The following is a 22,722-nucleotide window of genomic DNA, read 5'->3' on the forward strand; positions in this document are numbered from 1 at the left end:
ACCTCCGCCGCGAACGGAGCGATCTTCGCCTCCGCCAGCGAACGCACCGCCTCACGGAGCATCCCGTGCTCCTCGGAGATCCGGAAGAGATCGAAGTCCGCCGCGCCTGCGCCGCCCGCCATGATGCCTGCCTCGTCGAAGAGTCGTACCCGCCGTGGAACCGGCTGGTTACCGTCGGGTAGTGATCCTAGGGCGCCCACCTGCGGCTGCCTAGGACATGTCTTCGGGTCAGTCGACGTCCGTGCCGAGGATGTCGCCGGTCCGGTGCTCCTGGAAGTACTGGTCCGTCCGGTCGTTGCGGATCGCCTCCCACAGCTGCGCCGCCGGGCGGTCCGCCAGCAGCACCACGCTCTGCTCGCCCCGGGTGGCGAACCCGCCGAACGGCGCGTTCAGGAAACGGACGCCGTCGGCGCGCAGCGAGCGCAGGCCCCAGGCGAGCTGGAACAGGTCGGTGTTGGACAGCCGGTCGTCCACGCTGACCACCTCGCCGACGGTGCCCAGCAGTCCGCCCAGCCGCGACGGGCTGGTGAGCGTGCCGGAGTCCATCACCTTGAGCATCAGCGCGCGCAGGAAGTTCTGCTGGCGCTTGGTCCGGTCGAGGTCGCCGCCGGGCAGCCCGTAGCGCTCGCGGACGTAGAGCAGCGCCGTGGCGCCGTCCATGTGGTGGGTGCCGGCCTCCCAGGCGCGGGCCTCGCCGACGCCCTCGATGGTGCGCGGAACGGTGATGTCCACTCCGCCGACGGCGTCGGTGAGGGCGCGGAAGCCGTTCCAGTCGATCACGGCGAGGTGGTCGATCCGGATGCCGGTGAGGTTCTGCACGGTCTCGGTCATCAGGGCCGGACCGCCCCAGGAGTAGGCGGCGTTGAGCTTGGCCTCGCCGTGCCCCGGGACCGGCACCCAGGTGTCCCGGGGCAGCGAGACCAGGGTCGCCGAGCTCCGGTCGTCGGAGAGGTGGAGCAGCATCATGGTGTCGCTGCGGGCCGCCCCGGCCTGCCAGGCCGGGGCCTTGGCCGCGCTGCCGGTGGTGGGGGTGTCGGAGCGGGCGTCCAGGCCGACCAGCAGCAGGTTGAGGCCGCTGCCCGGGACGGGCTTCGGCTGGGCCGACTCCGGCGCGGTCGGGAAGGCGTCCGGGATCCGGTGCACGGAGGAGGCGTAGTGCTCGGCGGTCCACCAGAGGGCGCCGCAGCCGCCGACGGCGAGGGCGAGCAGGGCGGAGAGGGTCCAGAGCAGCACCCGGCGGGTCCGGCGGCGGGCCGGCGGCTGCTCCTCCCCGCCGTCCACCGGGTCGTCCACGGCACCGGCCCCGCCGGGCGCCGGCTCGAAGAGGCTCAGGCCGGACGGCACCGGCCGCTGCACGGGTTCGCCAGACTGCTCGTCCTCCGGCTCCATGTGCGTATTGTGCCGCCGCCCCGGCCCGCGCGGGGAGCTTTCGGGACAACGGCCGGAACCGGGACGGTCTGGGCGCTTTCCCCACGGCCGGATAGCATCGGTGGGCGCGGCCCGGTGGGACCGCGTCCACCCTCACCCGTCGCCCGCCCGAAGGGGAAACCGTGACCCTCCGCATCTCCGTGATCGGTACCGGCTATCTCGGCGCCACCCACGCCGCCGCCATGGCGGAGTTCGGCTTCGAGGTGCTGGGTCTGGACATCGACCCGGAGAAGATCGCCACCCTCACCGCCGGCCAGGTCCCGATGTACGAGCCGGGCCTGTCCGAGCTGCTGCTCAAGCATGTGGCGGGGCACGAGGGTTCGACCGGTCGGCTGCGCTTCACGACCTCCGCGCAGGAGGCCGCCGAGTTCGGCGACGTGCACTTCGTCTGTGTCAACACCCCGCAGCGCAAGGGCGAGTTCGCGGCCGACATGTCGTACGTGGACGCCGCGATCGACTCGCTCGCCCCGCATCTGACCCGGCCGGTGCTGGTGGTCGGCAAGTCCACGGTGCCGGTCGGCTCGGCGGGCCGGCTGGCCGAGCGGCTGGCCGCGCTGGCCCCCGTCGGCGAGGGCGCCGAACTCGCCTGGAACCCGGAGTTCCTGCGCGAGGGCTTCGCCGTCCAGGACACCCTGCGCCCGGACCGGATCGTGATCGGCGCCCGCGGCGGGCGGGCCGAGGAACTGCTGCGCGAGGTGTACGCCGAGCCGATCGCCGCCGGGGTGCCGTTCCTGGTCACCGACTACGCGACCGCCGAGCTGGTGAAGACCGCCGCCAACTCCTTCCTGGCCACCAAGATCTCCTTCATCAACGCGATGGCCGAGGTCTGCGAGGCGGCCGGCGCGGACGTCACCCAGCTGAGCGCGGCGCTCGCGCTGGACGACCGGATCGGCGGCAAGTTCCTCAACTCCGGCCTGGGCTTCGGCGGCGGCTGCCTGCCCAAGGACATCCGGGCGTTCATGGCGCGGGCCGGCGAACTCGGCGCCGACCAGGCGCTGACCTTCCTCCGCGAGGTCGACTCGATCAACATGCGCCGCCGCTCCCGGATGGTCGAGCTGGCGCGCGAGCAGTGCGCCGGCGGCTTCCTGGGCCGGCGGATCGCCGTCCTCGGCGCCGCGTTCAAGCCCAACTCGGACGACATCCGCGACTCTCCCGCGCTCAACGTGGCCGCGCAGATCCAGCTCCAGGGCGCGCAGGTCACCGTCTACGACCCCAAGGCGATGGACAACGCGCGCAAGATGTTCCCCGGACTCGCCTACGCCGACTCCGCGTTGGAGGCCGCCGAGGGCGCCCACGTCGTCCTGCACCTCACCGAGTGGCAGGAGTTCCGCGCGCTCGACCCGGCCGAGCTGGGCGCGGTCGTGGCGGAGCGCCGGCTGCTCGACGGCCGCAACGTCCTGGACGCCGACGCCTGGCGCGCCGCCGGCTGGACCTACCGCGCGCTCGGCCGCCCGAGCTGACGGGAATCCCCGGCCGCAGGCCTTCGTTGCCCCGGGCATGACGAACTACGGCGACGAAGCGACGGTCCGTTCCATCCTCACCGGCCGGGGTGACACCTGGGCGGTGGTCGGCCTGTCCAGCAACACCGCGCGGGCCGCCTACGGCGTGGCCCGGTTCCTGCAGGAGCACGGCAAGCGGATCGTGCCGGTCCACCCGAAGGCCGAGACGGTGCTCGGCGAGCCGGGGTACGCCTCCCTCGCGGACATCCCGTTCGAGGTCGACGTGGTGGACGTGTTCGTGAACAGCGCGCTGGCCGGGGAGGTCGCGGACCAGGCGGTGGCCGTGGGGGCGAAGGCGGTCTGGTTCCAGCTCGGTGTGGTGGACGAGGCGGCGTACGCCCGGACCACCGCCGCCGGGCTGGAGATGGTCATGGACAAGTGCCCCGCGATCGAGTTCCCGCGGCTGGGCTGAGCCCGCCGGGGACCGGCGGAGCGGTCGGACCGCCCCGCCGGGCGCCGGGAGGTCAGCCGTCCAGGCGGGCGAAGGTGGCGATGGACGGGGTCCGGCCCCCCTCGCGGAGGCGGGCGGCGGCGGTCTCGGCGTCGCGCAGGACGCGCACCGCGTTGTGCCAGGTGAGCTTGGAGAGGTCGGCCTCCGACCAGCCGCGGCGCAGCAGTTCGGCGATCAGGTTGGGATAGCCGGCGACGTCGTCGAGGCCGTCCGGGAGGAAGGCGGTGCCGTCGAAGTCGCCGCCGATGCCGATGTGGTCGACGCCGGCGACCTCGCGCATGTGGTCGAGGTGGTCGGCGACGGTGGTGACGGTGGCGACCGGGCGCGGGTTCGCCTCCTCGTAGGCGCGCTGGCAGGCCATCCCGGCGGGGGTGGTGTCGAGGTGGTCGAAGCCGTGGGCGCGCATGTTCTCGTCGGCGGCGGCGGTCCACTCGATCGCGGCGGGCAGGATGAACTTGGGCACGAAGGTGGCCATCGCGACGCCGCCGTTGTCGGCGAGGCGGGCGAGCACGTCGTCCGGGACGTTGCGCGGGTGGGCGCAGACCGCGCGGGACGAGGAGTGCGAGAACAGCACCGGGGCCTCGCTGACCCGCAGGGCGTCGCGCATGGTGTCGGCGGAGACGTGCGAGAGGTCGACCAGCATGCCGAGCCGGTTCATCTCCCGGACGACCTCCTCGCCGAAGGCGGTGAGGCCGCCGGCGGCGGGCTTGTCGGTGGCGGAGTCGGCCCACGGGGTGTTGTCGTTGTGGGTGAGCGTCATGTACCGGACGCCGAGCGCGTACAGGGCGCGCAGGGTGGCGAGCGAGCAGTCGATCGAGTGGCCGCCCTCGGCGCCGATCAGGGAGGCGATCCGGCCCTCGGCGCGGGCGGCCTCCAGGTCGTCGGCGGTGAGCGCGAGCCGCAGCCGCTCGGGGAAGCGGTCGACCAGGGCGTGCACGAAGTCGATCTGTTCGAGGGTGGCGCTGACGGCGTGGTCCCCGGCGAGCCGGCTGGGCACGTAGACGGACCAGAACTGCGCGCCGACCCCGCCCGCGGTGAGGCGGACGAGGTCGGTGTGCAGCCGGGCGCTCTGGTCGGCGGCCAGGTCGAGCGCGTCGAGGTCGTAGCCGACCTGCTCGCGCATCGCCCACGGGAGGTCGTTGTGGCCGTCCACCACGGGGGCGGTGCGAAGGACGGCCCGGGCGCGCTCCAGCAGGGCGGCGGGCGTGGAATCCAGCAGCTCAGAGGTCATACGAGCTGTTGTATCCGACCAGACTGCTTTTATGACTACTTTCCGAAGCCGAACGAGGCGGAACCCGCCACCTTGGCCCGGAGCTTCTTGCCCTTCTCGGTGGCCTGGCTGTTCAGCTCGGCCTGGAACTCGGTCATCCGCTCGGTGAGGTCCGGGTCGAAGGCGGCCAGCATCCGCACCGCGAGCAGGCCCGCGTTGCGCGCGCCCGCGACCGAGACGGTGGCCACCGGGACGCCGGCCGGCATCTGGACGATCGACAGCAGGCTGTCCATGCCGTCCAGGTAGCGCAGCGGCACCGGCACGCCGATCACCGGCAGCGGGGTGACCGAGGCGAGCATGCCCGGCAGGTGGGCGGCGCCGCCGGCGCCCGCGATGATCGCCTTCAGGCCGCGCTTGTGGGCGCTCTCGCCGTACGCGACCATCTCGCGCGGCATCCGGTGCGCGGAGACGACGTCGACCTCGTAGGGGATCTCGAACTCGTCGAGCGCCTGGGCGGCGGCCTCCATCACGGGCCAGTCGGAGTCCGAGCCCATGACGATGCCGACGAGGGGGGAGGTGGTGGGGGCCGTCATTCGGTGATCGTTCCTCGCAGGTAGGCGGCCGCGTGGCGGGCGCGCTCACGGACGTCGTCGAGGTCGTCCCCGAAGACGTTGACGTGGCCGACCTTGCGGCCGGGCTTCACGTCCTTGCCGTACATGTGGATGCGCAGGCCCGGGTCGCGGGCCATGCAGTGCAGGAAGGCGTGGTACATGTCCGGGTAGTCGCCGCCGAGGACGTTGACCATCACGGTCCACCTGGCGCGCGGCCGGGGGTCGCCGAGCGGCAGGTCGAGCACGGCCCGCAGGTGGTTCTCGAACTGCGAGGTGACCGCGCCGTCCTGGCTCCAGTGCCCGGAGTTGTGCGGGCGCATGGCCAGCTCGTTGACCAGGATCCGGCCGTCCCGGGTCTGGAACAGCTCGACCGCGAGGTGGCCGGTGATGTCCAGCTCGCCGGCGATCCGCAGGGCCAGTTGCTGGGCCTCGTCGGACAGCGCGGGGTCGAGGTCGGGCGCGGGGGCGGTGACCTCGGCGCAGACGCCGTTCTCCTGGACGCTCTCCACCACCGGGTAGGCGACCGCCTGGCCGCTGGGCGAGCGGACCACGTTGGCGGCCAGCTCGCGGACGAAGTCGACCTTCTCCTCGGCGAGCACCGGGACGCCGGCCAGGAACGGCGCCGCGGCCGCCTCCTCGTCGCCGACCACCCAGACGCCCTTGCCGTCGTAGCCGCCGCGGACGGTCTTCAGGACCACCGGGTAGCCGGCGCCCTCGTTCGCGAACGCGGTCACGTCGGCCGGGTCGGCGACGATCCGGTGCCGGGGGCAGGGGACGCCGATGGAGTCGAGCCTGGCCCGCATCACGCCCTTGTCCTGGGCGTTGACCAGCGCGTCGGGCCCGGGCCGGACGGCGATGCCGTCGGCCTGCAGGGCCCGCAGGTGCTCGGTCGGCACGTGCTCGTGGTCGAAGGTGATCACGTCGCAGCCGGCCGCGAAGCGGCGCAGGGTGTCGAGGTCGCGGTAGTCGCCGAGGACGACGTCGGAGACGACCTGCGCGGCCGAGTCCTGGGGAGTGTCGGCGAGGAGCTTGAACCGGACTCCGAGCGGGATGCCCGCCTGGTGTGCCATGCGGGCAAGCTGCCCGCCGCCGATCATGCCCACCACTGGAAAATTCGCGTTGCCCGGGGAAGTCACCCCGCCAGGATATCCGGGCCGGTCGGAGGCCGTGGAACCACTCCCGCCGCTACCGCGTCCCTACTCCCGGGCTCCGTCCGGCCGTGCCCGGGGGGCTGAGCCGATCGGCGGAACCGGGTAGCCTGGTCGGCCAGGTCCTGATACGCGCGATCCGATCATGTGCGTGCACGCAGGGCTCAAGGGGACCGCGGCGCACCTGCCCCGGCGACCTTTCGTCCGCAGGCACATGGAGGCAGCCCGGTATGGCGACGACCACGGCGTCGAACCCCTCGCTGGCGCAGAAGCTGCGCGGCATGAAGGGCGAGGCGATCAAGTTCGGCATCGTCGGCCTCAGTGGTGTCGTGGTCAACTTCGCGGTCTTCTGGGTCTGCATCAACGGCCTGCACCTCGCCTCCCTGCGGTCCAACATCGCCGCCACCTCGATCGCGATCTTCACCAACTACCTGGGCTACCGCTACTGGCTGTACCGGGACCGGGACGCCGCCTCGCGCAAGCGTGAGATCACGCTGTTCCTGCTGTTCAGCGGCATCGGCATGCTGATCGACACCGGGCTGCTCGGCTTCTCGAAGTACGTGCTCGGGCTCGACTCCAACTTCGAGCAGATGGCCGCGAAGGTGGTCGGCCTCGGGCTGGGCACGGTGTTCCGCTTCGTCTCGTACCGGACCTGGGTGTTCAAGACCGTCCCGGAGCCGGTCGCCGAGGCCGCCGCCCCCGCCGAGGCCACCCCCGCCGAGGCCACCGCCGCCCCGGCCGGGGCCGCCGCTGTGGTCGCCCAGGCCGAGCTGGTGCTGGCCGCCGAGCGGATCCGGCTCGCCAAGGCCGAGTAGGCCCGCAGTCTCCCGCCCCCCTCCCGCCTTGCCGCCCCCGCCGCGGCAGGAGGAGAGTGGTGACCGGGAGCGGGCAAACGGCCGGCGAACGATCGAGGCCCGGGGGGACGCAGGAGGCTCGCCATGACCTTCGTCCAGATCATCGAATGCCGGACCGACCGGATCGAGGAGCTCAACGGCCTGATGGACCGCTGGGCCGAGAAGACCGAGGGCCGGCGGACCGTCGACCACGCGCTGGTCGGCACCGACCGCTCGGACCCCCGGCACGTGGTGGAGATCGTCGAGTTCGCCTCGTACGAGGACGCCATGCGCAACTCGAACCTGCCGGAGACCGACCGGATCTACCGCGAGATGGTGGCGCTCTGCGACGCGCCGCCCAGCTTCACCGACCTGGACGTGGTCCGCGACGAGCGGTTCTGACCGCGCCGGACCGCCGGGCCGGGCACTACACCTCGCGCCGGCTGCGGCCGAGGAAGAGCGCGAACACCGCCGGCCGCAGCGAGAGCAGCTCCAGCCGCCCGCCGTCCGCCTCCGCGAGGTCGCGGGCGACGGCCAGCCCGATGCCGGTCGAGTTGCGGCCGCTGACCGCGCGCTCGAACACCCGGTTGCCCAGCTCGGGCGGGACCCCGGGGCCCTCGTCCTGCACCTCGACCACCACCGACGTCCCGGACGGCCGGACCCGCAGGGTGACCGTCCCGGCGCCGTGCATCAGCGTGTTCTCGATCAGGGTGGCCAGCACCTGGGCGACCGTGCCGGGGGTGCCGACGGCGGTGACCCCGCGCAGGCCCTCGACCTGGAGCACCCGCCCGGTGCCGCGCAGCGACGGTCCCCACTCCTCGATCTGCTGCTTGACCACGTCGTCGACGTCGAAGGCGACGGCGGTGGGGCTGCGCGGGTCGCGCTGGGTGGTCAGCAGCCGCTGGACGACGTCGGTGAGCCGCTCCACCTGCTGGAGGGCGATGGTGGCCTCCTCCTTGACCGTCTCCGGGTCCTCGGCCAGCGCGGTGATCTCCTCCAGCCGCATGGAGAGCGCGGTGAGCGGGGTGCGCAGCTGGTGCGAGGCGTCGGCGGCGAGCCGACGCTCGGCGGTGAGCATCCGGGCGATCCGTTCGGCGCTGACGTCGAGCACCTCGGCGACCCGGTCGAGTTCGGGCACGCCGTAGCGGCGGTCGCGCGGGCGCGGGTCGCCGGAGCCGAGCCGCTCGGCGGTCTCGGCGAGGTCGGTGAGCGGCTGGGCGAGCCGTTTGGCCTGCCAGACGGCGAGGGCGACGGCGGCCTGCACGGCGAGCAACGCGACCACGCCGAGCAGCAGCAGCATGTTGGCGATCTCGTGGTCGACCGCCTCGCGGGACTGCTCGACGATGACGGTCTCGCCGCTGGCGCCGCGTTCGACCGCCTTGAGCACATGGTCGCCGTCGGGCCGCTGCCCGCTGGAGACGGTCGCCCGGCCGGGGATGTCCACCTCGACGTACTGGCCCTCGGAGACCTGGTTGACGAACTTGTCGCCGGTGACGGGCTCGTTGGCGGCGAGCCGGTTCTCCACCAGGGCGAGCACCCGGACGGCGGCGGCGTCCACCCGGTCCTGGGCGGAGCTGACGATGGTGCGCTTCTCCACCACCGCCAGCGGGACGCAGAACACCACGACCACCACCAGGACGACGCCCAGCAGCGAGTTGATCATTCGGCGTTTCACGCTGCCGCTCCCGACGGTGGTGGGCGCCCCCGGTCGGGGCGTCCGCTCGGGCTAATTCTTCTCGAACCGGAAGCCCACCCCGCGCACGGTGGCGATGTAGCGGGGGTTGGCGGCATCGTCGCCGAGCTTCTTGCGCAGCCAGGAGATGTGCATGTCCAGGGTCTTGGTGGAGGTCCACCAGGTGGTGTCCCAGACCTGCCGCATGATCTCCTCGCGGGTGACCACCCGGCCGGCGTCCCGGACCAGCACCCGGAGCAGCTCGAACTCCTTGGCGGAGAGGGTGAGCTCCTCCTCGCCCAGCCAGGCGCGGTGCGACTCGATGTCGATCTTGACGCCGTGGGCGCCGGTGGTGAGCTGGTCGACGTTGCCGCGCCGGAGCAGGGCCCGGACCCGGGCGAGCAGTTCGGCGAGCCGGAACGGCTTGGTGACGTAGTCGTCGGCGCCGGCGTCCAGGCCGACCACCGTGTCGACCTCGTCCGCGCGAGCGGTGAGCACCAGGACGGGGCAGCTGCGGCCGTCCGCGCGCAGCCGGCGGCACACCTCCAGGCCGTCCATCTCGGGCAGGCCCAGGTCGAGGACGACGAGGTCGACCTCCTCGCCGAGCCCGGCGGCCAGCGCGGAGGGGCCGTCCTCACGGACGAGCACCTCGTACCCCTCGCGACGCAGCGCCCGGGCGAGCGGTTCGGAGATCGCGGGGTCGTCCTCGGCGAGCAGCACACAGGTCATGGGCTGATGGTAGTCCGCCGGGGTGCGGCCGTTGCCGCCGTGAGGTAGTTCACAGTGCGTGATCGTTATACGGGGGGTGGTCGAGCCTCAACCAACACACCCGGGCCGCGTGTTCGGCGAAGATCCTGCTCCTCAGGCTTGAAAGCGAAGGAATAATTGCTGCTCTACCATGGATAGCGTGGACTGATCTCTCGCGGACTTTGCCATTTCCATACCTGATACACGGCTTTTGTCAGCTGATGCCGCCAAATATCGCCACGTAGAGTGGTTTCGTCCACGTCCGCCTCCACCCCCCTTGGCGGACGCTGTCAGGCAAGGAACCACTACACATGGCGTCTACGACCCTGGAGTCCGGCGTTCAGTCGGCCTCTCCCAGCGGCAAGACCTTCCTCGGGCACCCCCGGGGCCTCGCCACCCTCTTCATGAGCGAGATGTGGGAGCGCTTCAGCTACTACGGCATGCGTGCCCTGCTGGTGCTCTACATGACCGCCTCCGTCACCGACGGCGGCCTCGGCATGAAGATGGCCGTCGCGAGCGCCGTCTACAGCGTCTACACGGCGATGGTCTACCTGCTGGCCCTCCCGGGCGGCTGGATCGCCGACCGCTTCCTCGGCGCCCGGAAGACCGTCGCCCTCGGCGGCACGATCATCATGATCGGCCACTTCCTGCTGGCCCTGCCGGTCGGTGTGTCGTTCTTCGCCGGCCTCGCGCTGATCGCGATCGGCTCGGGCCTGCTCAAGGCCAACATCTCGACGATGGTCGGCCACCTCTACGACGGGCCCAACGACCCGCGCCGTGACGGCGGCTTCACCATCTTCTACATGGGCATCAACCTCGGTGCCTTCGCCGCCCCGCTGGTCATCGGCACCGTCGGCCAGGAGGTCGACTGGCACCTGGGCTTCGCCCTGGCCGGCGTCGGCATGGCCCTGGGCCTGGCCCAGTTCCTGCTCGGCACCCGCCACCTGAGCGCCAAGAGCGACGTGGTGACCTCGCCGATCTCGGCCGCCGAGAAGAGCGCGATCTTCAAGAAGGCCGCGCTGTGGCTCGCCGCCGCCGTCGTCTTCTACACGGTCGTCGCGCTGACCGGCCACTTCACCATCAACTGGGCGATCTGGCCGCTGTCCATCGCGGGCCTCGCGATCCCGGTCTTCGTCTTCGCCAAGGTGAAGCGCGACAAGGACCTCGACGAGACCGAGCAGTCCCGGATGAGCGGCTACATCTGGTTCTTCGTCGCCGCCGCCGTGTTCTGGATGATCTACGACCAGTCCGGCTCGACGCTGAACATCTTCGCGCAGGACAACACCGCGTCCACGCTGTTCGGCTTCGACTTCCCGTCGAGCTGGTTCCAGTCGCTCAACCCGCTGTACATCATGGCCCTGGCCCCGGTCTTCGCCTGGATCTGGGTGGCGCTCTCCCGCCGCTCCAAGAACCCCAGCACCACCGCGAAGTTCTCCTTCGGCCTGCTGATGATCGGCGCCTCGTTCATCGTCATGATGCTGGCGATGGCCGCCGCCTCCGGCGACACCAAGGTCACGCCGCTCTGGCTGGCCTCGGTCTACCTGATCCAGACCGTCGGCGAGCTGACCCTCTCCCCGGTCGGCCTGTCCGTCACCACCAAGCTGGCGCCGACCAAGTACGCCAGCCAGATGATGGGCGTGTGGTTCCTCGCGGTCACCGCGGGTGACTGCGTCGCCGCCATCTTCCAGCTCGTCCTCGGCGACAGCGTGGTCGGCTCCACCTGGTACTTCGCGGTCCAGGGCGGCATGGCGATCCTCGCCGGCGCGGCGCTGTACATGTACCGCCGCAACGTCGTGCGGCTGATGGGCGACGTCCACTGACGTCCCCCTCGACCGGCCCCGGGGCCGCCGCGGATTCCTGAATCCGCGGCGGCCCCGGCCGTTTCCCCGGCCCGGCCAGCTCTCGACAGCACCCGAACGGATCTGCCTATGGTGCCCGGCATGCCGACCGATTCGCTCCCCCGCCAGCTCGCCCGCACCGGACGCCTCACCCTCGGCGCGCCCGCCGCCCCCACCGTCACCGCCGACGGCCGCACCGTGCTCTTCCTGCGCAGCCAGGCCGGCGACGACCCGACCGGACGGCTCTGGGCCCTCGACACCGACACCGGCGAGGAACGCCTGATCGCCGACCCGGCCGCCCTCGGCGACACCGGCGGCGAACTCCCCGAGGCCGAACGGATCCGGCGCGAACGCGCCCGCGTCCTCGGCCGCGGCATCACCGCGTACGCGACCGACGCCGCCGGCCGCACCGCCGCCCTCGCCCTGTCCGGCGTCCTGCTGCTCGCCGACACCGCCACCGGCGAGGTCCGCCGGGTACCCACCGCCACCGAGGTCCACGACCCCCGCCCCGACCCCACCGGCCGCCGGATCGCCTACGTCGGCGGCGGCGCCCTGCGGGTCGTCGGGGCCGACGGCCGGGACGACCGCGCGCTCGCCGAACCCGAGCACCAAGAGGTCCGCTACGGCCTGCCCGAACACGTCGCCGCCGAGTCCATGCACCGCCACCGCGCCCACTGGTGGTCCCCCGACGGCACCCGGCTGCTGGTCGCCCGGGTCGACGAGCGCCCGCTGCGCCGCCTCCACCACGCCGACCCCGCCGACCCGGCCCGGCCGCCGCGCACGCACCGCTACCCGCTGGCCGGCACCGACAACGCCGAGGTCACCCTCTGGCTGCTCGACCTCGACGGCGGACGCACCGAGGTCCGCTGGGACCGGGCCGGCTTCGAGTACCTGACCGCCGCCGGCTGGGACGCCCACGGCCCGTACGCCGCCGTGCAGAGCCGCGACCAGCGCACCGTGCTCACCCTCGCGGTCGACCCCGCCGACGGCGCCACCCGCGTCCTCGCCGAACGCCGCGACGAGCACTGGGTCGAACTCCTCCCCGGCGTGCCCGCCCGGACCGCCGCCGGCTCCCTCGTCGACACCGCCGACCACGGCGACACCCGCCACCTCACCGTCGACGGCACCCCCGTCACCCCGCCCGGCCTCCAGCTGCGCGCCGTCCTCGGGACCGACGGCGAGCAGGTGCTGTTCACCGCCTCCGACGAACCGACCGAGACCCACCTCTGGTCGTGGGACCCGGCCTCGGGCGCAGTCCGGCTCAGCCACGAGCCCGGCACGCACACCGGCGTGCGCCGCGCCGGCACGCTCGTCCACACCGCCCGCACTCCCGGCGCGCCCACCGGCCGCACCACCGTCCACCGACCGGGCCGGCCCGCCGCGACCCTCGTCTCCCGCACGCAGACGCCCGTCCTCACCGCCCGGCCCGAACTGCTCCGGCTCGGCCCGCGCGAACTCCGCGCCACGCTCTTCCTCCCCGCCGGCCACCGCCCCGGCGACGGCCCGCTGCCCGTGCTGCTCGACCCCTACGGCGGCCCCGCCATGGCCAAGGTCTCCGCCGCCCCGCACTGGTGGGACCTGACCTCCCAGTGGTTCGCCGACCAGGGCTTCGCCGTCCTGGTCGTCGACGGCCGGGGCACCCCCGGGCGCGGCCCGCGCTGGGAGAAGAGCGTCTTCGCGGACATCGCCGACCCCGTCCTCGCCGACCAGGTCGACGCCCTGCACGCCACCGCCGCGCTCCGCCCCGGACTGCTCGACCTCGACCGGGTCGGCATCCGCGGCTGGTCCTTCGGCGGCTTCCTCGCCGCGCTCGCCGTCCTGCGCCGCCCCGACGTGTTCCACGCCGCCGTCGCCGGGGCCGCCCCCACCGACCACCGGCTCTACGACACCCACTGGAAGGAACGCTTCCTCGGCCACCCGGACGAGCACCCCGAGCGCTACGAGGCCGCCTCGCTGTTCCCCGACGCCCCCGGGCTGCGCCGCCCGCTGCTGCTGATCCACGGCCTCGCCGACGACAACGTGCTGCCCGCCCACAGTCTGCGGCTCTCGGCCGCCCTGCTCGCCGCCGGCCGCCCGCACGAGTTCCTGCCGCTCCCCGGCGCGGGCCACTCCCCGGCCGACCCCGGGGTGGCCGAGCACCTGCTGCACCACCAGCTCGACTTCCTGCGGCGGTCGCTGGGACTCGGCTGAGCACGACGGCGGGGCCGGGAGAGGCACACCCTCCCGGCCCCGCACACCGCCCGAAGCGCCGTCCGACCTCCCGGCGCCGTCCGGCCTCCCGGCCCGTCAAACCTCCCGGCCCGTCAGACCTCGCGCACGCCCGCCCGCCAGACCGCCGCCGTCAGCGGCACACCCGGCCGGTAGGCCAGGTGCACCGGCGAGGGCGCGTCCAGCAGCTGCAGGTCCGCCCGGGCCCCCACCCGCACCGTGCCGACATCCGTACGCCGCAGCGCCCGCGCGCCGCCCGCCGTCGCGGCCCAGACCGCCTCGTCCGGCGTCATGCCCATCTCCCGCACCGCCACCGCGATGCAGAACGCCATCGAACTCGTGAAGCTGGAGCCCGGGTTGCAGTCGGTGGACAGCGCCACCACCGCCCCCGCGTCCAGCAGCCGGCGCGCGTCCGGGTAGACCGCCCGGGTGGAGAACTCGGCCCCCGGCAGCAGCGTCGCCACCGTCGACGAGCCCGCCAGCGCGGCCACGTCCTCGTCCGTGAGGTGGGTGCAGTGGTCCGCCGAGGCCGCGCCCAGCTCCACCGCCAGCTGCACACCCGGGCCGTAGGTGAGCTGGTTGGCGTGCACCCGGGGGATCAGCCCGCGCTCGATCCCCGCGGTGAGGATCGCCCGGGCCTGGTCGCCGTCGAAGGCGCCCTTCTCGCAGAACACGTCCACCCAGCGGGCGTACGGCGCGCAGGCGTCCAGCATCGGGCCGGTGACCAGCTCGACGTAGCCCGCCGGGTCGTCCGCGAACTCCGGGGCCACCACGTGCGCACCCAGGTAGGTGGTCTCCGGCGTGTACGAGGAGGCGATCCGCAGCGCCCGCGACTCGTCCTCCACCGTGAGCCCGTACCCGGACTTGCACTCGACCAGCGTGGTGCCCTGGCGCAGCGCCTCCCGCACCAGCCGGGCCAGGTTGGCGTCGAGCTCGGCGTCGGCGGCGGCCCGGGTGGCGGCCACCGTGGTGCGGATGCCGCCGGCCGAGTAGGACTGCCCGGACATCCGGGCGTTGAACTCGGCGGTGCGGTCACCGGCGAAGACCAGGTGGGCGTGCGAGTCCACCCAGCCGGGCAGCAGGGCGCGGCCCGCCGCGTCGAACACCTCGTCGGCGGCGGGGGCCCCGGCCGCCGGGCCGACCCAGGCGACGGTGCCGCCGTCGATCACCACCGCCGCGTCGGTGAGCGCGCCGAGCGGCCCGGTCCCGTGCGCGGGGTCGTTGGTGACCAGGGTGCCGATCCCGGTGATCAGGGTGCTCGGCATGGTCGGGCTGCTGCTCGGGGTGCTGTTCGAGCTGCTCACGTCGGAACCTTTCGGGGAGCGGGAACGGGAACGGGAAACTGGAGCGGAGCGGGAACGGGAACGGGAAACTGGGGCGGAGCGGGAAACGGGAGCGGGGGCGGACGGTCCGATGCCGCCCGCCCCCGGTCACCCACGGGAATGCCGAGAACTCAGCAGCCGAGCGCGGCGATCGAGGACCGCAGCGCACCCGGCACGTCCGGCACCAGGGTGTGCGTGCCGTCCTTGACCACGTGCCGGCCGCCGACCACCACGTGCCGGACGTCCGCCGCGGCGGCCGCGAACACCGCGATCTCCGCGCCCAGCCGGGGCGCCGGACCGGCCGTGCGCACCGAGTCCAGGGCGATCACGGTGAAGTCGGCCAGCGAACCGGCCTCGATCCGCCCCGCCTCGGGCCAGCCGAGCGAGGCGTGGCCGTCCTCCGTACCGGCCCGGAGCAGCGCGTTCGCCGTCCAGTGGCCGCGGGTGCGGGTCCGCAGCCGCTCGTCCAGCTCCAGCGCCCGGGCCTCCTCGAACGGGTCGATCACGGCGTGGCTGTCGCTGCCGAGGCTGATCGGGCACCCCCCGGAGGCCAGCTGCCGGGCCGGGCCGATGCCGTCCGCGAGGTCCCGCTCGGTGGTGGGACACATGCAGACGGTGGTGGAGGAGCCGGTCAGCAGCTCGACGTCCTCCTCGGTGAGGTGGGTGGCGTGCACGACCGAGGTGCGCGGACCGAGCGCGCCGCGGTCGGCGAGCAGCCGGGTCGGGGTGACGCCGTGCGCGGCGAGGCAGGCGTCGTTCTCGGCGGTCTGCTCGGACAGGTGGACGTGCAGCGGCGCCTCGCGCTGCGCCGCCCACTCGGCGACGGTACCGATCTGCTCGGCGGGCACGGCGCGCACCGAGTGGATCGCGGCGCCGATCCGGGCGTGCTCGCGGGCCTTCAGCAGGTCGGCCCGCTCGGCCCAGCTCTCGGCGTCGCCGTCGCTGAACCGCAGCTGCGGCCTGGTCGGCTCGGTGCCGAAGCCGGAGGACAGGTAGCAGGTGTCGAGCAGGGTGATCCGGATGCCGGCCCGGGCGGCGGCCTCGATCAGCGCCTCGCCCATCGCGTTGGGATCGTCGTACCGGGCGCCGCCGGGCGCGTGGTGCAGGTAGTGGAACTCGCCGACGGCGGTGATCCCGGCGAGCGCCATCTCCGCGTAGGCCGCGGTGGCGAGCGCCAGGTAGCGCTCCGGGTCGAGCGCGCCGGCGAACCGGTACATGGTGTCGCGCCAGGTCCAGAAGGTGCCGGAGCCGACCTGGACGTGGCCGCGCAGCGCCCGGTGGAAGGCGTGCGAGTGCGCGTTCGCCTGCCCCGGGAGCAGCAGGCCCTCCAGCCGGACGGCGCCGGGCGGGCAGGGCCCGCTGTCCGGCTGCACCCGGGCGATCTTTCCACCGGCCCCGGTGGTGATCAGCACGTCCGGCTCGACCACCGGCCCGTTGGCGTGCGGCAGCCAGGCGTACTGCGCCCAGAACGTTGTCGTTTGCGCGCCTCCGGCACCGCCTGTCGTCTGCGCGCCTCCGGCACTGCTTACTGACACGCCAGGTCCTCCAGTACGTCGGCGAGGGCGGCGACGCCGGCCAGGCAGTCGGCCGGCTCGGCGTGCTCCGCCGGGGAGTGCGAGACGCCGCTCGGGTTGCGCACGAACAGCATGGCGGTCGGGACCGCCGAGGCGAGGATCCCGGCATCGTGTCCCGCGCCGGTGGGCAGCACGGGGACGCCGCCCAGCCTGGCGGCGAGGCGGTCGCGCAGCGGGCCGTCGAAGTCCACCACCGGGGTGTAGGACTCGCGGGTCAGCCCGACCGTGACGCCGTCGCGCTCGCCGCGCTCGGCGGCGGCCCGGCCGATCTCCTCGACCAGCGCGGTGAGGGTTTCCTCGTCGGCCGCCCGGGAGTCCAGCCAGCCGCGCACCAGCGAGGCGATCGCGTTGGTGCCGTTGGGCTCCACGGCGACCTTGCCGAAGGTGGCCAGCGCGCCCGCGAGCTTCGCCTTCTTCCGCGCGGCGAGCACGGTGTTGGCGTAGGTCAGCATCGGGTCGCGGCGGTCCTCGATCCGGGTGGTGCCGGCGTGGTTGGCCTCGCCGTGGAAGTCGAACCGCCAGCGGCCGTGCGGCCAGATCGCGCTCGCCACGCCGACCGGGTGCTCCTCGGTCAGGTAGCGGCCCTGCTCGACGTGCAGTTCGACGAAGGCGCCGATCCGGGCCAGCCGGTCGCCGTCCGCGCCGATCGCGGTCGGGTCCTGGCCGGCCCGCTCCATCGCGTCGGGCAGCCGGACGCCGTCGGCGTCGCGCAGCTCGTACGCCTGCTCCTTGGCGAGCACCCCGGCGGTGAGCCGGGAGCCGATGCAGGCCACCCCGAACCGGGCGCCCTCCTCGTCGCCGAAGTTGACGATCGCCAGCGGCCGGGTGAGGCCGGTCCCCCGGGCGCGCAGTTCGTCGAGCGCCGCGAAGGAGGAGACCACGCCGAGCGGGCCGTCGAAGGCGCCGCCGTCCGGGACGGAGTCCAGGTGCGAGCCGGTGACCACCGCGCCCTCGCCGGCAGGGTCGCCGAGCCAGGCCCACTGGTTGCCGTTGCGGTCCAGCTCGTAGTGCAGGCCCCGGTCGCGGGCCTGCTGCTCGAACCAGGCCCGGCACTCGGCGTCGGCGCTGTTCCAGGCGAAGCGGCGGTAGCCGCCGGACGCGGCGGAGCGGCCCACGGGGAGCAGCTCCGCCCACATCCGTTCGAAGCTCGCGGAGCCCTGGTCGCTCACAGCTCGTCCGTCGAGCCGTGCTCGTTCATCGGGACGCGCACGCCGCGCTCGGCGGCGACCTCGTCGGCCCGGTCGTAGCCGGCGTCGACGTGGCGGATGACTCCCATGCCCGGGTCGTTGGTGAGCACCCGGCGGATCTTCTCGCCGGCCAGCGCGGTGCCGTCGGCGACGGTGACCTGGCCGGCGTGGATCGAGCGGCCGATGCCGACGCCGCCGCCGTGGTGGATCGAGACCCAGGACGCGCCGGAGGCGACGTTGACCATGGCGTTGAGCAGCGGCCAGTCGGCGATCGCGTCGGAGCCGTCCAGCATCGCCTCGGTCTCCCGGTAGGGGGAGGCGACCGAGCCGCAGTCCAGGTGGTCGCGGCCGATGACGATCGGGGCGGACAGCTCGCCGGCGGCGACCATGTCGTTGAAGCGCTCGCCGGCCTTGTCGCGCTCGCCGTAGCCGAGCCAGCAGATCCGCGCGGGCAGGCCCTGGAAGTGCACCTTCTCCTGGGCCATCTTGATCCAGCGGTGCAGCGACTCGTTCTCCGGGAAGAGGTCGAGCACGGCCTTGTCGGTCTTGGCGATGTCCTGCGGGTCGCCGGACAGCGCGGCCCAGCGGAACGGGCCCTTGCCCTCGCAGAACAGCGGCCGGATGTACGCGGGGACGAAGCCGGGGAAGGCGAAGGCGCGGTCGTAGCCGGCCAGCTGGGCCTCGCCGCGGATCGAGTTGCCGTAGTCGAAGACCTCGGCGCCGCGGTCCTGGAAGCCGACCATCGCCTCGACGTGCTTGGCCATCGACTCGCGCGAGCGGGTGGTGAACTCGGCGGGCTTCTCGGCCGCGTAGGTGGCCATGTCGTCGAAGGAGACGCCGACCGGAAGGTAGCTCAGCGGGTCGTGGGCGCTGGTCTGGTCGGTGACGATGTCGATCGGCGCGTCCATCGCCAGCAGCTGCGGGAACAGCTCGGCGGCGTTGCCCAGCAGGCCGATGGAGAGCGGCTGCTTCTTGTCGCGGGCGGCGGTGGCGAGCTCCAGCGCGTGGGAGAGGTTCTTGGCCTCGACGTCCAGGTAGCGGTGCTCGATCCGGCGGGAGATCCGGGACGGGTCGCAGTCGATACAGATCGCCACGCCGCCGTTCATGGTGACGGCCAGCGGCTGGGCGCCGCCCATGCCGCCGAGGCCGGCGGTGAGGGTGATGGTGCCTTCGAGCGTCCCGTTGAAGCGCTTGTTGGCGACGGCGGCGAAGGTCTCGTAGGTGCCCTGGAGGATGCCCTGGGTGCCGATGTAGATCCAGGACCCGGCGGTCATCTGCCCGTACATGGTGAGCCCGAGGCTCTCCAGGCGGCGGAACTCCTCCCAGTTGGCCCAGTCGCCGACCAGGTTGGAGTTGGCGATCAGCACCCGCGGCGCCCACTCGTGGGTCTGCATGACGCCGACCGGCCGGCCGGACTGGACCAGCATGGTCTCGTCCTGCTTCAGGCCCTCCAGCGTGCGCACCATGGCGTCGAAGGAGCGCCAGTCGCGCGCGGCCTTGCCGGTGCCGCCGTAGACGACCAGCTTCGAGGGGTGCTCGGCCACCTCGGGGTCGAGGTTGTTCATGAGCATCCGCAGGGCGGCCTCCTGCTGCCACCCCTGCGTGGTCAGCCCGGTCCCCCGCGCCGCCCGCACCTCACGCGGCCCACTCGCCTGCTGCACCATGTCACGATCTCCTTGCGGATGAATTCATTCAGGCTCGACTTCACTGAATATATCCAAACATTCAGCCTTCGGCCAGACCTGCGCACATCCGATCAGCGCCCGTACGACCGACACCCTCCGCGCTACGCTGAACCCGGCGAACACCAGCCAATCGGCCCAGGCGCCGACGAATGGAGGACGCGATGACGGCCATCACCGTGCGGCCGGGGAGACTCCGGGACGCGGCGGAGGAGATCGAGCGGAGCACCGGCCTCCGAGTTCAGATCATCGGAGGAACCCTGGTGATGTCCCCGACTCCTCGCGGAAAGCACGCAGGGACCATCAAGCGACTCAATCGCCGGCTCGCCCTACTGCTTCCCGCAGGCCTCGACACCTACGAGGTCTCGTCCATCGCCATGCCGGACAACAGGGACGACTACGCCACTCCCGACCTCGTCGTGCTCCCCGTCGAATGGGAGGACGACGACGAATGGCTGGCAGATCCACGCGATGTGGCTCTCGCGATCGAGGTGATCTCGAACTCCGAGGGCGTCAGGTCCGTCGCCACCAAAACAGACTGGTACGCCACCGCCGGGGTGTCGGTGCTCCTGACCGTCGACCCCCGTAAGGGCGTCTGGACGCTCTACACCCACCCCCGGGACGGCGCCTACCAGGGAGTGCTGCACGGCAAGTACGGCGAGCCAGTGCCGCTCACCGCACCGCTGTCAAGTGAACTCCCGACAGTGGACCTGCAGTTGTACGCACCTCGACACTGACTGGACCTCAGGCCGCCGCGTCGCCGTCCCAGTCGATGCCGATCTCGGCGAGCCAGCGGCGGTCGGCGTCGTCGGGGACGTCCGCGGACCGGGCGCCGGAAGGCACGGGCGGCGCGGGGGTCCGGGGTGGGCGGGGGATCTCCTGGACGGGGCCGAGGCCGTACTGCTCGGCGGCCGCGGCGGCGCGGGCGTCGGGTTCGATGACGCCGACGTGGACGACGGTCTCGTCGCCCGGGTCGAGGACGGTGAGTTCGGGATCGGGCAGACGGCGCAGGGTGACACGGCGTCCGCAGGTCGGGCAGGACCACTCGTCGGCTCCGGAGGCGAGCCGGCCGACGAACTTCATCTCGTGGATCACGCGCATGGCGGCACCCCCTGACCGGAATGATGCCCGCCCTGGGCGGATCGCCAACCTGCGGGTACGGTCGCCGGGGCGGCGTTCCGGGCCGCGGGGACGAACGGGGAGGGCGGACATGGACCGCGAGTGGGGCATCGAGGAGAGCATCGGCGTGTCGGCCACGCCGACGGAGGTCTACCGCGCCGTCAGCACCGTGCGGCGGACCGGCGAGTGGAGCCCCGAGTGCCGGGCGGTGTGGGCCCGGCGGGGACCGCTGCGGGCCGGGGACCGGTTCGTCGGCTTCAACCGGCGCGGCCTGTTCGTCTGGTTCACCACCTGCCGGGTGACGACGGCCCGCCCGGGCAGCGAGTTCGCGTTCCGGGTGGACACCTTCGGGCTGCCGGTCGCGGAGTGGGGCTACCGGTTCGCGCCGGACGGCGAGGGCGGCACGAACCTCACCGAGTACTGGCGGGACCTGCGGACCGGGCGCAGCGCGCCGGTCGCCGAACTGCTCGGCAAGGTCTTCACCGGCGTCGCCCCGGAGCGGCGGGCCGCGCACAACCGGGCCGGCATGCGTGCGACCCTGCGGCGGATCCGGCAGGCCCTCGAAGCCTGACGCGCGATCCCCCGGGGGCTACTCCAGGAACAGCCCCCGGGCCGCCGCCGACTGCTCGATGGCCTCCAGCCGCGCCTCGGCGCCCGGGAGTTCGTCGCACATGGTCTGCAGCAGCACCCGGCCGAGCATCATCGGCGCGCAGGCGGTGTCGAAGACCAGTCCGGTGCCGACGGCGGCCGGCAGCATCAGGTCGGAGAGCTTGGCGACCGGCGCGAAGACGCTGTCGGCCACGGTGACGACGGTCAGTCCGCACTCCCGGGCCACCGCCAGGGCGTCCATCAGCTCGCGCGGGTACCGCGGCAGGGCGAAGCAGAGCAGCACGCTCGCGCCCGCGGCGGCCGCCTGCTCCAGCCGGTCGGCGAGCATGCTGCCGCCCTCGTCCAGCAGCCGGATGTCCGGGTGCACCTTGGCGGCGAAGTACGCGAAGCCGCGCGCCTGTGCGGAGGCGGCCCGCAGGCCGAGCACCGGCAGCGGGCGGGAGGCGGCGAGCAGCCGGGCGGCGCGGGCGATCGGCTCGGGGTCGGCGAGCAGCTCGGCCAGGTGGCGCAGGTGCTCGATCTCGGCGAGCACGGCCTGCTGGTGCTCGTTGCGGACGGCGTCGGCCGGGGTCTCGGGGGCGGCGGCCTCGCCGGCGCCGAGTTCGCGCAGCTGCTTGCGCAGCGCCGGGTAGCCGTCGTAGCCGAGGGCCACCGCGAACCGGGTCACCGAGGGCTGGCTGACGCCGGCGAGTTCGGCGACCTCGACGCTGGAGAGGAACGGCGCCTCGGTGGCGTGCCGGACCAGCGAGTGCGCGATCCGCCGCTGGGTGGGGGTGAGCCGGTGCCCCTCGAAGAGCTGGAGCAGCCGGGCGGAGGGACCGACCGTGCCGGCGTCGTCGGTGGCGGTCATGGCGGTACCTCCGGATGCGAGCTGTTCGGACGACTGTGCAGCAGCGGGCCGCCGCTGGCAAAGACGTCTCGCCCGACGGAACGTCGGGCGAGACCTCCCGGAGCGGTCCCCGGGCGGGTGCGGAGGGGGTGCGGGCCGTCTCGGGGTGACCCTGAGATCCCCCTGAGACCGCCCTGAATCCCCGTCGGACCGATGGACCGGCGGCCTCCGGAGGGAGGAAGCTGGTGCCCATGGACACTCGTCAGGACGATCTGCGGCGCGATCTGGACGCCTCGCTGCAGGCCCGCAAGGAGCTCGGCCCGGAGTACGAGTCGGAACTCGTCGACTCCTTCCTCTCCCGGATCGACGCCCGCCTCGACGCCCGGGTGGAGCGCCGGGTGGCCGAGCGGCTCGGCCCCGCCGACGGCTACGGCCCGGCCGAGGGCTACGGCCCGGCCGAGGCGTACGGCCGTCCGGGGTACGGGCCGCGCCGCTTCGGCCGCCGTTCGGCGACCAGGCTCCCGATCATCTCGCTGGTGCTCGGCATCCCGCTGTCCGCGATCGCCGCCGAGAGCGGCGGCTTCTGGGGCCTGCTGGTCTGCTGGGGCGGCATCGTCGGCGTCAACGTCTCGTCCTCGCTCGCCGAGCGGATCCAGGAGCAGCGCGGCGCGGCGGCCCCGAAGAGCGACTGGGACCGGTGACCGGCGGCGCCACCGGCCACCGGTCACCCGTCCCACCCGTTCGGTACGGCGCGG

General features: G+C 73.2%; 20 protein-coding genes and 2 pseudogenes. 9 read left to right on the plus strand and 13 right to left on the minus strand.

Annotated elements, in window-relative coordinates; genetic code table 11:
- Both ADK60_RS43720 and ADK60_RS22200 read right to left on the minus strand, forming a co-directional pair.
- Window positions 1-122, minus strand: a pseudogene (locus ADK60_RS43720) (acyl-CoA dehydrogenase family protein); the annotation flags it as partial.
- Window positions 123-228: 106 nt separating this feature from the next.
- Window positions 229-1,389, minus strand: coding sequence for an LCP family protein (locus ADK60_RS22200; RefSeq protein WP_079008607.1), 1,161 nt, complete (start codon window positions 1,387-1,389; stop codon window positions 229-231).
- A gap of 161 nt (window positions 1,390-1,550) precedes the next feature.
- Between ADK60_RS22200 and ADK60_RS22205 the strand changes: the two genes are divergently transcribed.
- Window positions 1,551-2,888: a UDP-glucose dehydrogenase family protein gene (locus ADK60_RS22205; protein ID WP_030393457.1), complete on the plus strand. Its 1,338-nt coding sequence runs from the start codon at window positions 1,551-1,553 to the stop codon at window positions 2,886-2,888.
- A 37-nt stretch (window positions 2,889-2,925) separates the two neighbouring features.
- A complete protein-coding gene (locus tag ADK60_RS22210; RefSeq protein WP_045938081.1) occupies window positions 2,926-3,339 on the plus strand; it encodes a CoA-binding protein in 414 nt (137 codons plus the stop codon).
- Window positions 3,340-3,391: 52 nt separating this feature from the next.
- Here ADK60_RS22210 and ADK60_RS22215 read toward each other — a convergent pair whose 3' ends face one another.
- Genes ADK60_RS22215 through ADK60_RS22225 form a run of 3 tightly spaced genes read right to left on the minus strand, consistent with a single transcriptional unit; the run spans window position 3,392 to window position 6,296 of the window.
- Window positions 3,392-4,609, minus strand: coding sequence for a dipeptidase (locus ADK60_RS22215; protein WP_053648374.1), 1,218 nt, complete (start codon window positions 4,607-4,609; stop codon window positions 3,392-3,394).
- Between the two features lie 35 nt (window positions 4,610-4,644).
- On the minus strand, window positions 4,645-5,181 hold the full coding sequence (gene purE / locus ADK60_RS22220) for a 5-(carboxyamino)imidazole ribonucleotide mutase (protein WP_053648376.1): 537 nt from the start codon (window positions 5,179-5,181) through the stop codon (window positions 4,645-4,647).
- Window positions 5,178-6,296, minus strand: coding sequence for a 5-(carboxyamino)imidazole ribonucleotide synthase (locus ADK60_RS22225; RefSeq protein ID WP_053648437.1), 1,119 nt, complete (start codon window positions 6,294-6,296; stop codon window positions 5,178-5,180). The genes purE and ADK60_RS22225 overlap by 4 nt, the downstream gene beginning before the upstream one ends.
- Window positions 6,297-6,577: 281 nt before the next feature.
- On the opposite strand from ADK60_RS22225, the gene ADK60_RS47760 reads away from it, so the two are divergent.
- Together ADK60_RS47760 and ADK60_RS22235 are read left to right on the plus strand one after the other, a co-directional pair.
- Window positions 6,578-7,162, plus strand: coding sequence for a GtrA family protein (locus ADK60_RS47760; protein WP_053648378.1), 585 nt, complete (start codon window positions 6,578-6,580; stop codon window positions 7,160-7,162).
- 123 nt (window positions 7,163-7,285) lie between these two features.
- Window positions 7,286-7,576: pseudogene (locus tag ADK60_RS22235) on the plus strand (ester cyclase); the annotation flags it as partial.
- Between the two features lie 31 nt (window positions 7,577-7,607).
- Here the strand turns inward: ADK60_RS22235 and ADK60_RS22240 are convergent.
- Window positions 7,608-8,855: a sensor histidine kinase gene (locus tag ADK60_RS22240; protein WP_045938084.1), complete on the minus strand. Its 1,248-nt coding sequence runs from the start codon at window positions 8,853-8,855 to the stop codon at window positions 7,608-7,610.
- Window positions 8,856-8,906: 51 nt separating this feature from the next.
- Window positions 8,907-9,581: a response regulator transcription factor gene (locus ADK60_RS22245; protein WP_030300686.1), complete on the minus strand. Its 675-nt coding sequence runs from the start codon at window positions 9,579-9,581 to the stop codon at window positions 8,907-8,909.
- Window positions 9,582-9,910: 329 nt separating this feature from the next.
- Here ADK60_RS22245 and ADK60_RS22250 point away from each other — a divergent pair, with 329 nt between their 5' ends.
- Window positions 9,911-11,419, plus strand: coding sequence for a peptide MFS transporter (locus tag ADK60_RS22250; RefSeq protein WP_053648380.1), 1,509 nt, complete (start codon window positions 9,911-9,913; stop codon window positions 11,417-11,419).
- A 120-nt stretch (window positions 11,420-11,539) separates the two neighbouring features.
- On the plus strand, window positions 11,540-13,627 hold the full coding sequence (locus ADK60_RS22255; RefSeq protein ID WP_107094688.1) for a S9 family peptidase: 2,088 nt from the start codon (window positions 11,540-11,542) through the stop codon (window positions 13,625-13,627).
- Window positions 13,628-13,740: 113 nt separating this feature from the next.
- On the opposite strand, the gene hutI is transcribed toward ADK60_RS22255, so the two are convergent.
- The 4 genes from hutI to hutU all read right to left on the minus strand — a co-directional run bounded on the left by hutI (window position 13,741) and on the right by hutU (window position 19,392).
- A complete protein-coding gene (gene hutI / locus ADK60_RS22260) occupies window positions 13,741-14,910 on the minus strand; it encodes an imidazolonepropionase (protein ID WP_045938116.1) in 1,170 nt (389 codons plus the stop codon).
- A gap of 188 nt (window positions 14,911-15,098) precedes the next feature.
- Entirely contained in the window at window positions 15,099-16,502 is a 1,404-nt protein-coding gene (locus tag ADK60_RS22265; RefSeq protein WP_079008609.1) for a formimidoylglutamate deiminase, read from the minus strand.
- The gene (locus ADK60_RS22270) at window positions 16,493-17,677 is read right to left on the minus strand and encodes an allantoate amidohydrolase (RefSeq protein ID WP_078896195.1); all 1,185 of its coding nucleotides are present in this window, start codon (window positions 17,675-17,677) and stop codon (window positions 16,493-16,495) included. The genes ADK60_RS22265 and ADK60_RS22270 overlap by 10 nt, the downstream gene beginning before the upstream one ends.
- A gap of 29 nt (window positions 17,678-17,706) precedes the next feature.
- Window positions 17,707-19,392 carry a urocanate hydratase gene (gene hutU, locus ADK60_RS22275; RefSeq protein WP_053648384.1) on the minus strand — a complete coding sequence of 562 codons (1,686 nt, stop codon included), beginning with the start codon at window positions 19,390-19,392 and terminating at the stop codon, window positions 17,707-17,709.
- Window positions 19,393-19,574: 182 nt separating this feature from the next.
- On the opposite strand from hutU, the gene ADK60_RS22280 reads away from it, so the two are divergent.
- A complete protein-coding gene (locus ADK60_RS22280; RefSeq protein WP_045938118.1) occupies window positions 19,575-20,147 on the plus strand; it encodes a Uma2 family endonuclease in 573 nt (190 codons plus the stop codon).
- A 7-nt stretch (window positions 20,148-20,154) separates the two neighbouring features.
- On the opposite strand, the gene ADK60_RS22285 is transcribed toward ADK60_RS22280, so the two are convergent.
- Window positions 20,155-20,511, minus strand: coding sequence for a hypothetical protein (locus ADK60_RS22285; RefSeq protein WP_045938089.1), 357 nt, complete (start codon window positions 20,509-20,511; stop codon window positions 20,155-20,157).
- Window positions 20,512-20,620: 109 nt separating this feature from the next.
- On the opposite strand from ADK60_RS22285, the gene ADK60_RS22290 reads away from it, so the two are divergent.
- A complete protein-coding gene (locus tag ADK60_RS22290; RefSeq protein ID WP_053648387.1) occupies window positions 20,621-21,100 on the plus strand; it encodes an SRPBCC family protein in 480 nt (159 codons plus the stop codon).
- 18 nt (window positions 21,101-21,118) lie between these two features.
- Here ADK60_RS22290 and ADK60_RS22295 read toward each other — a convergent pair whose 3' ends face one another.
- A complete protein-coding gene (locus tag ADK60_RS22295; protein WP_030393442.1) occupies window positions 21,119-21,988 on the minus strand; it encodes a MurR/RpiR family transcriptional regulator in 870 nt (289 codons plus the stop codon).
- Window positions 21,989-22,218: 230 nt separating this feature from the next.
- On the opposite strand from ADK60_RS22295, the gene ADK60_RS22300 reads away from it, so the two are divergent.
- Window positions 22,219-22,668 (plus strand): hypothetical protein, encoded by a 450-nt coding sequence (locus tag ADK60_RS22300; RefSeq protein WP_053648389.1) that lies wholly within the window; start codon window positions 22,219-22,221, stop codon window positions 22,666-22,668.
- Window positions 22,669-22,722 lie beyond the last annotated feature (54 nt).

The sequence above is a fragment of the Streptomyces sp. XY431 genome (assembly GCF_001279805.1).
In the GTDB taxonomy this organism is placed as follows: domain Bacteria; phylum Actinomycetota; class Actinomycetes; order Streptomycetales; family Streptomycetaceae; genus Kitasatospora; species Kitasatospora purpeofusca.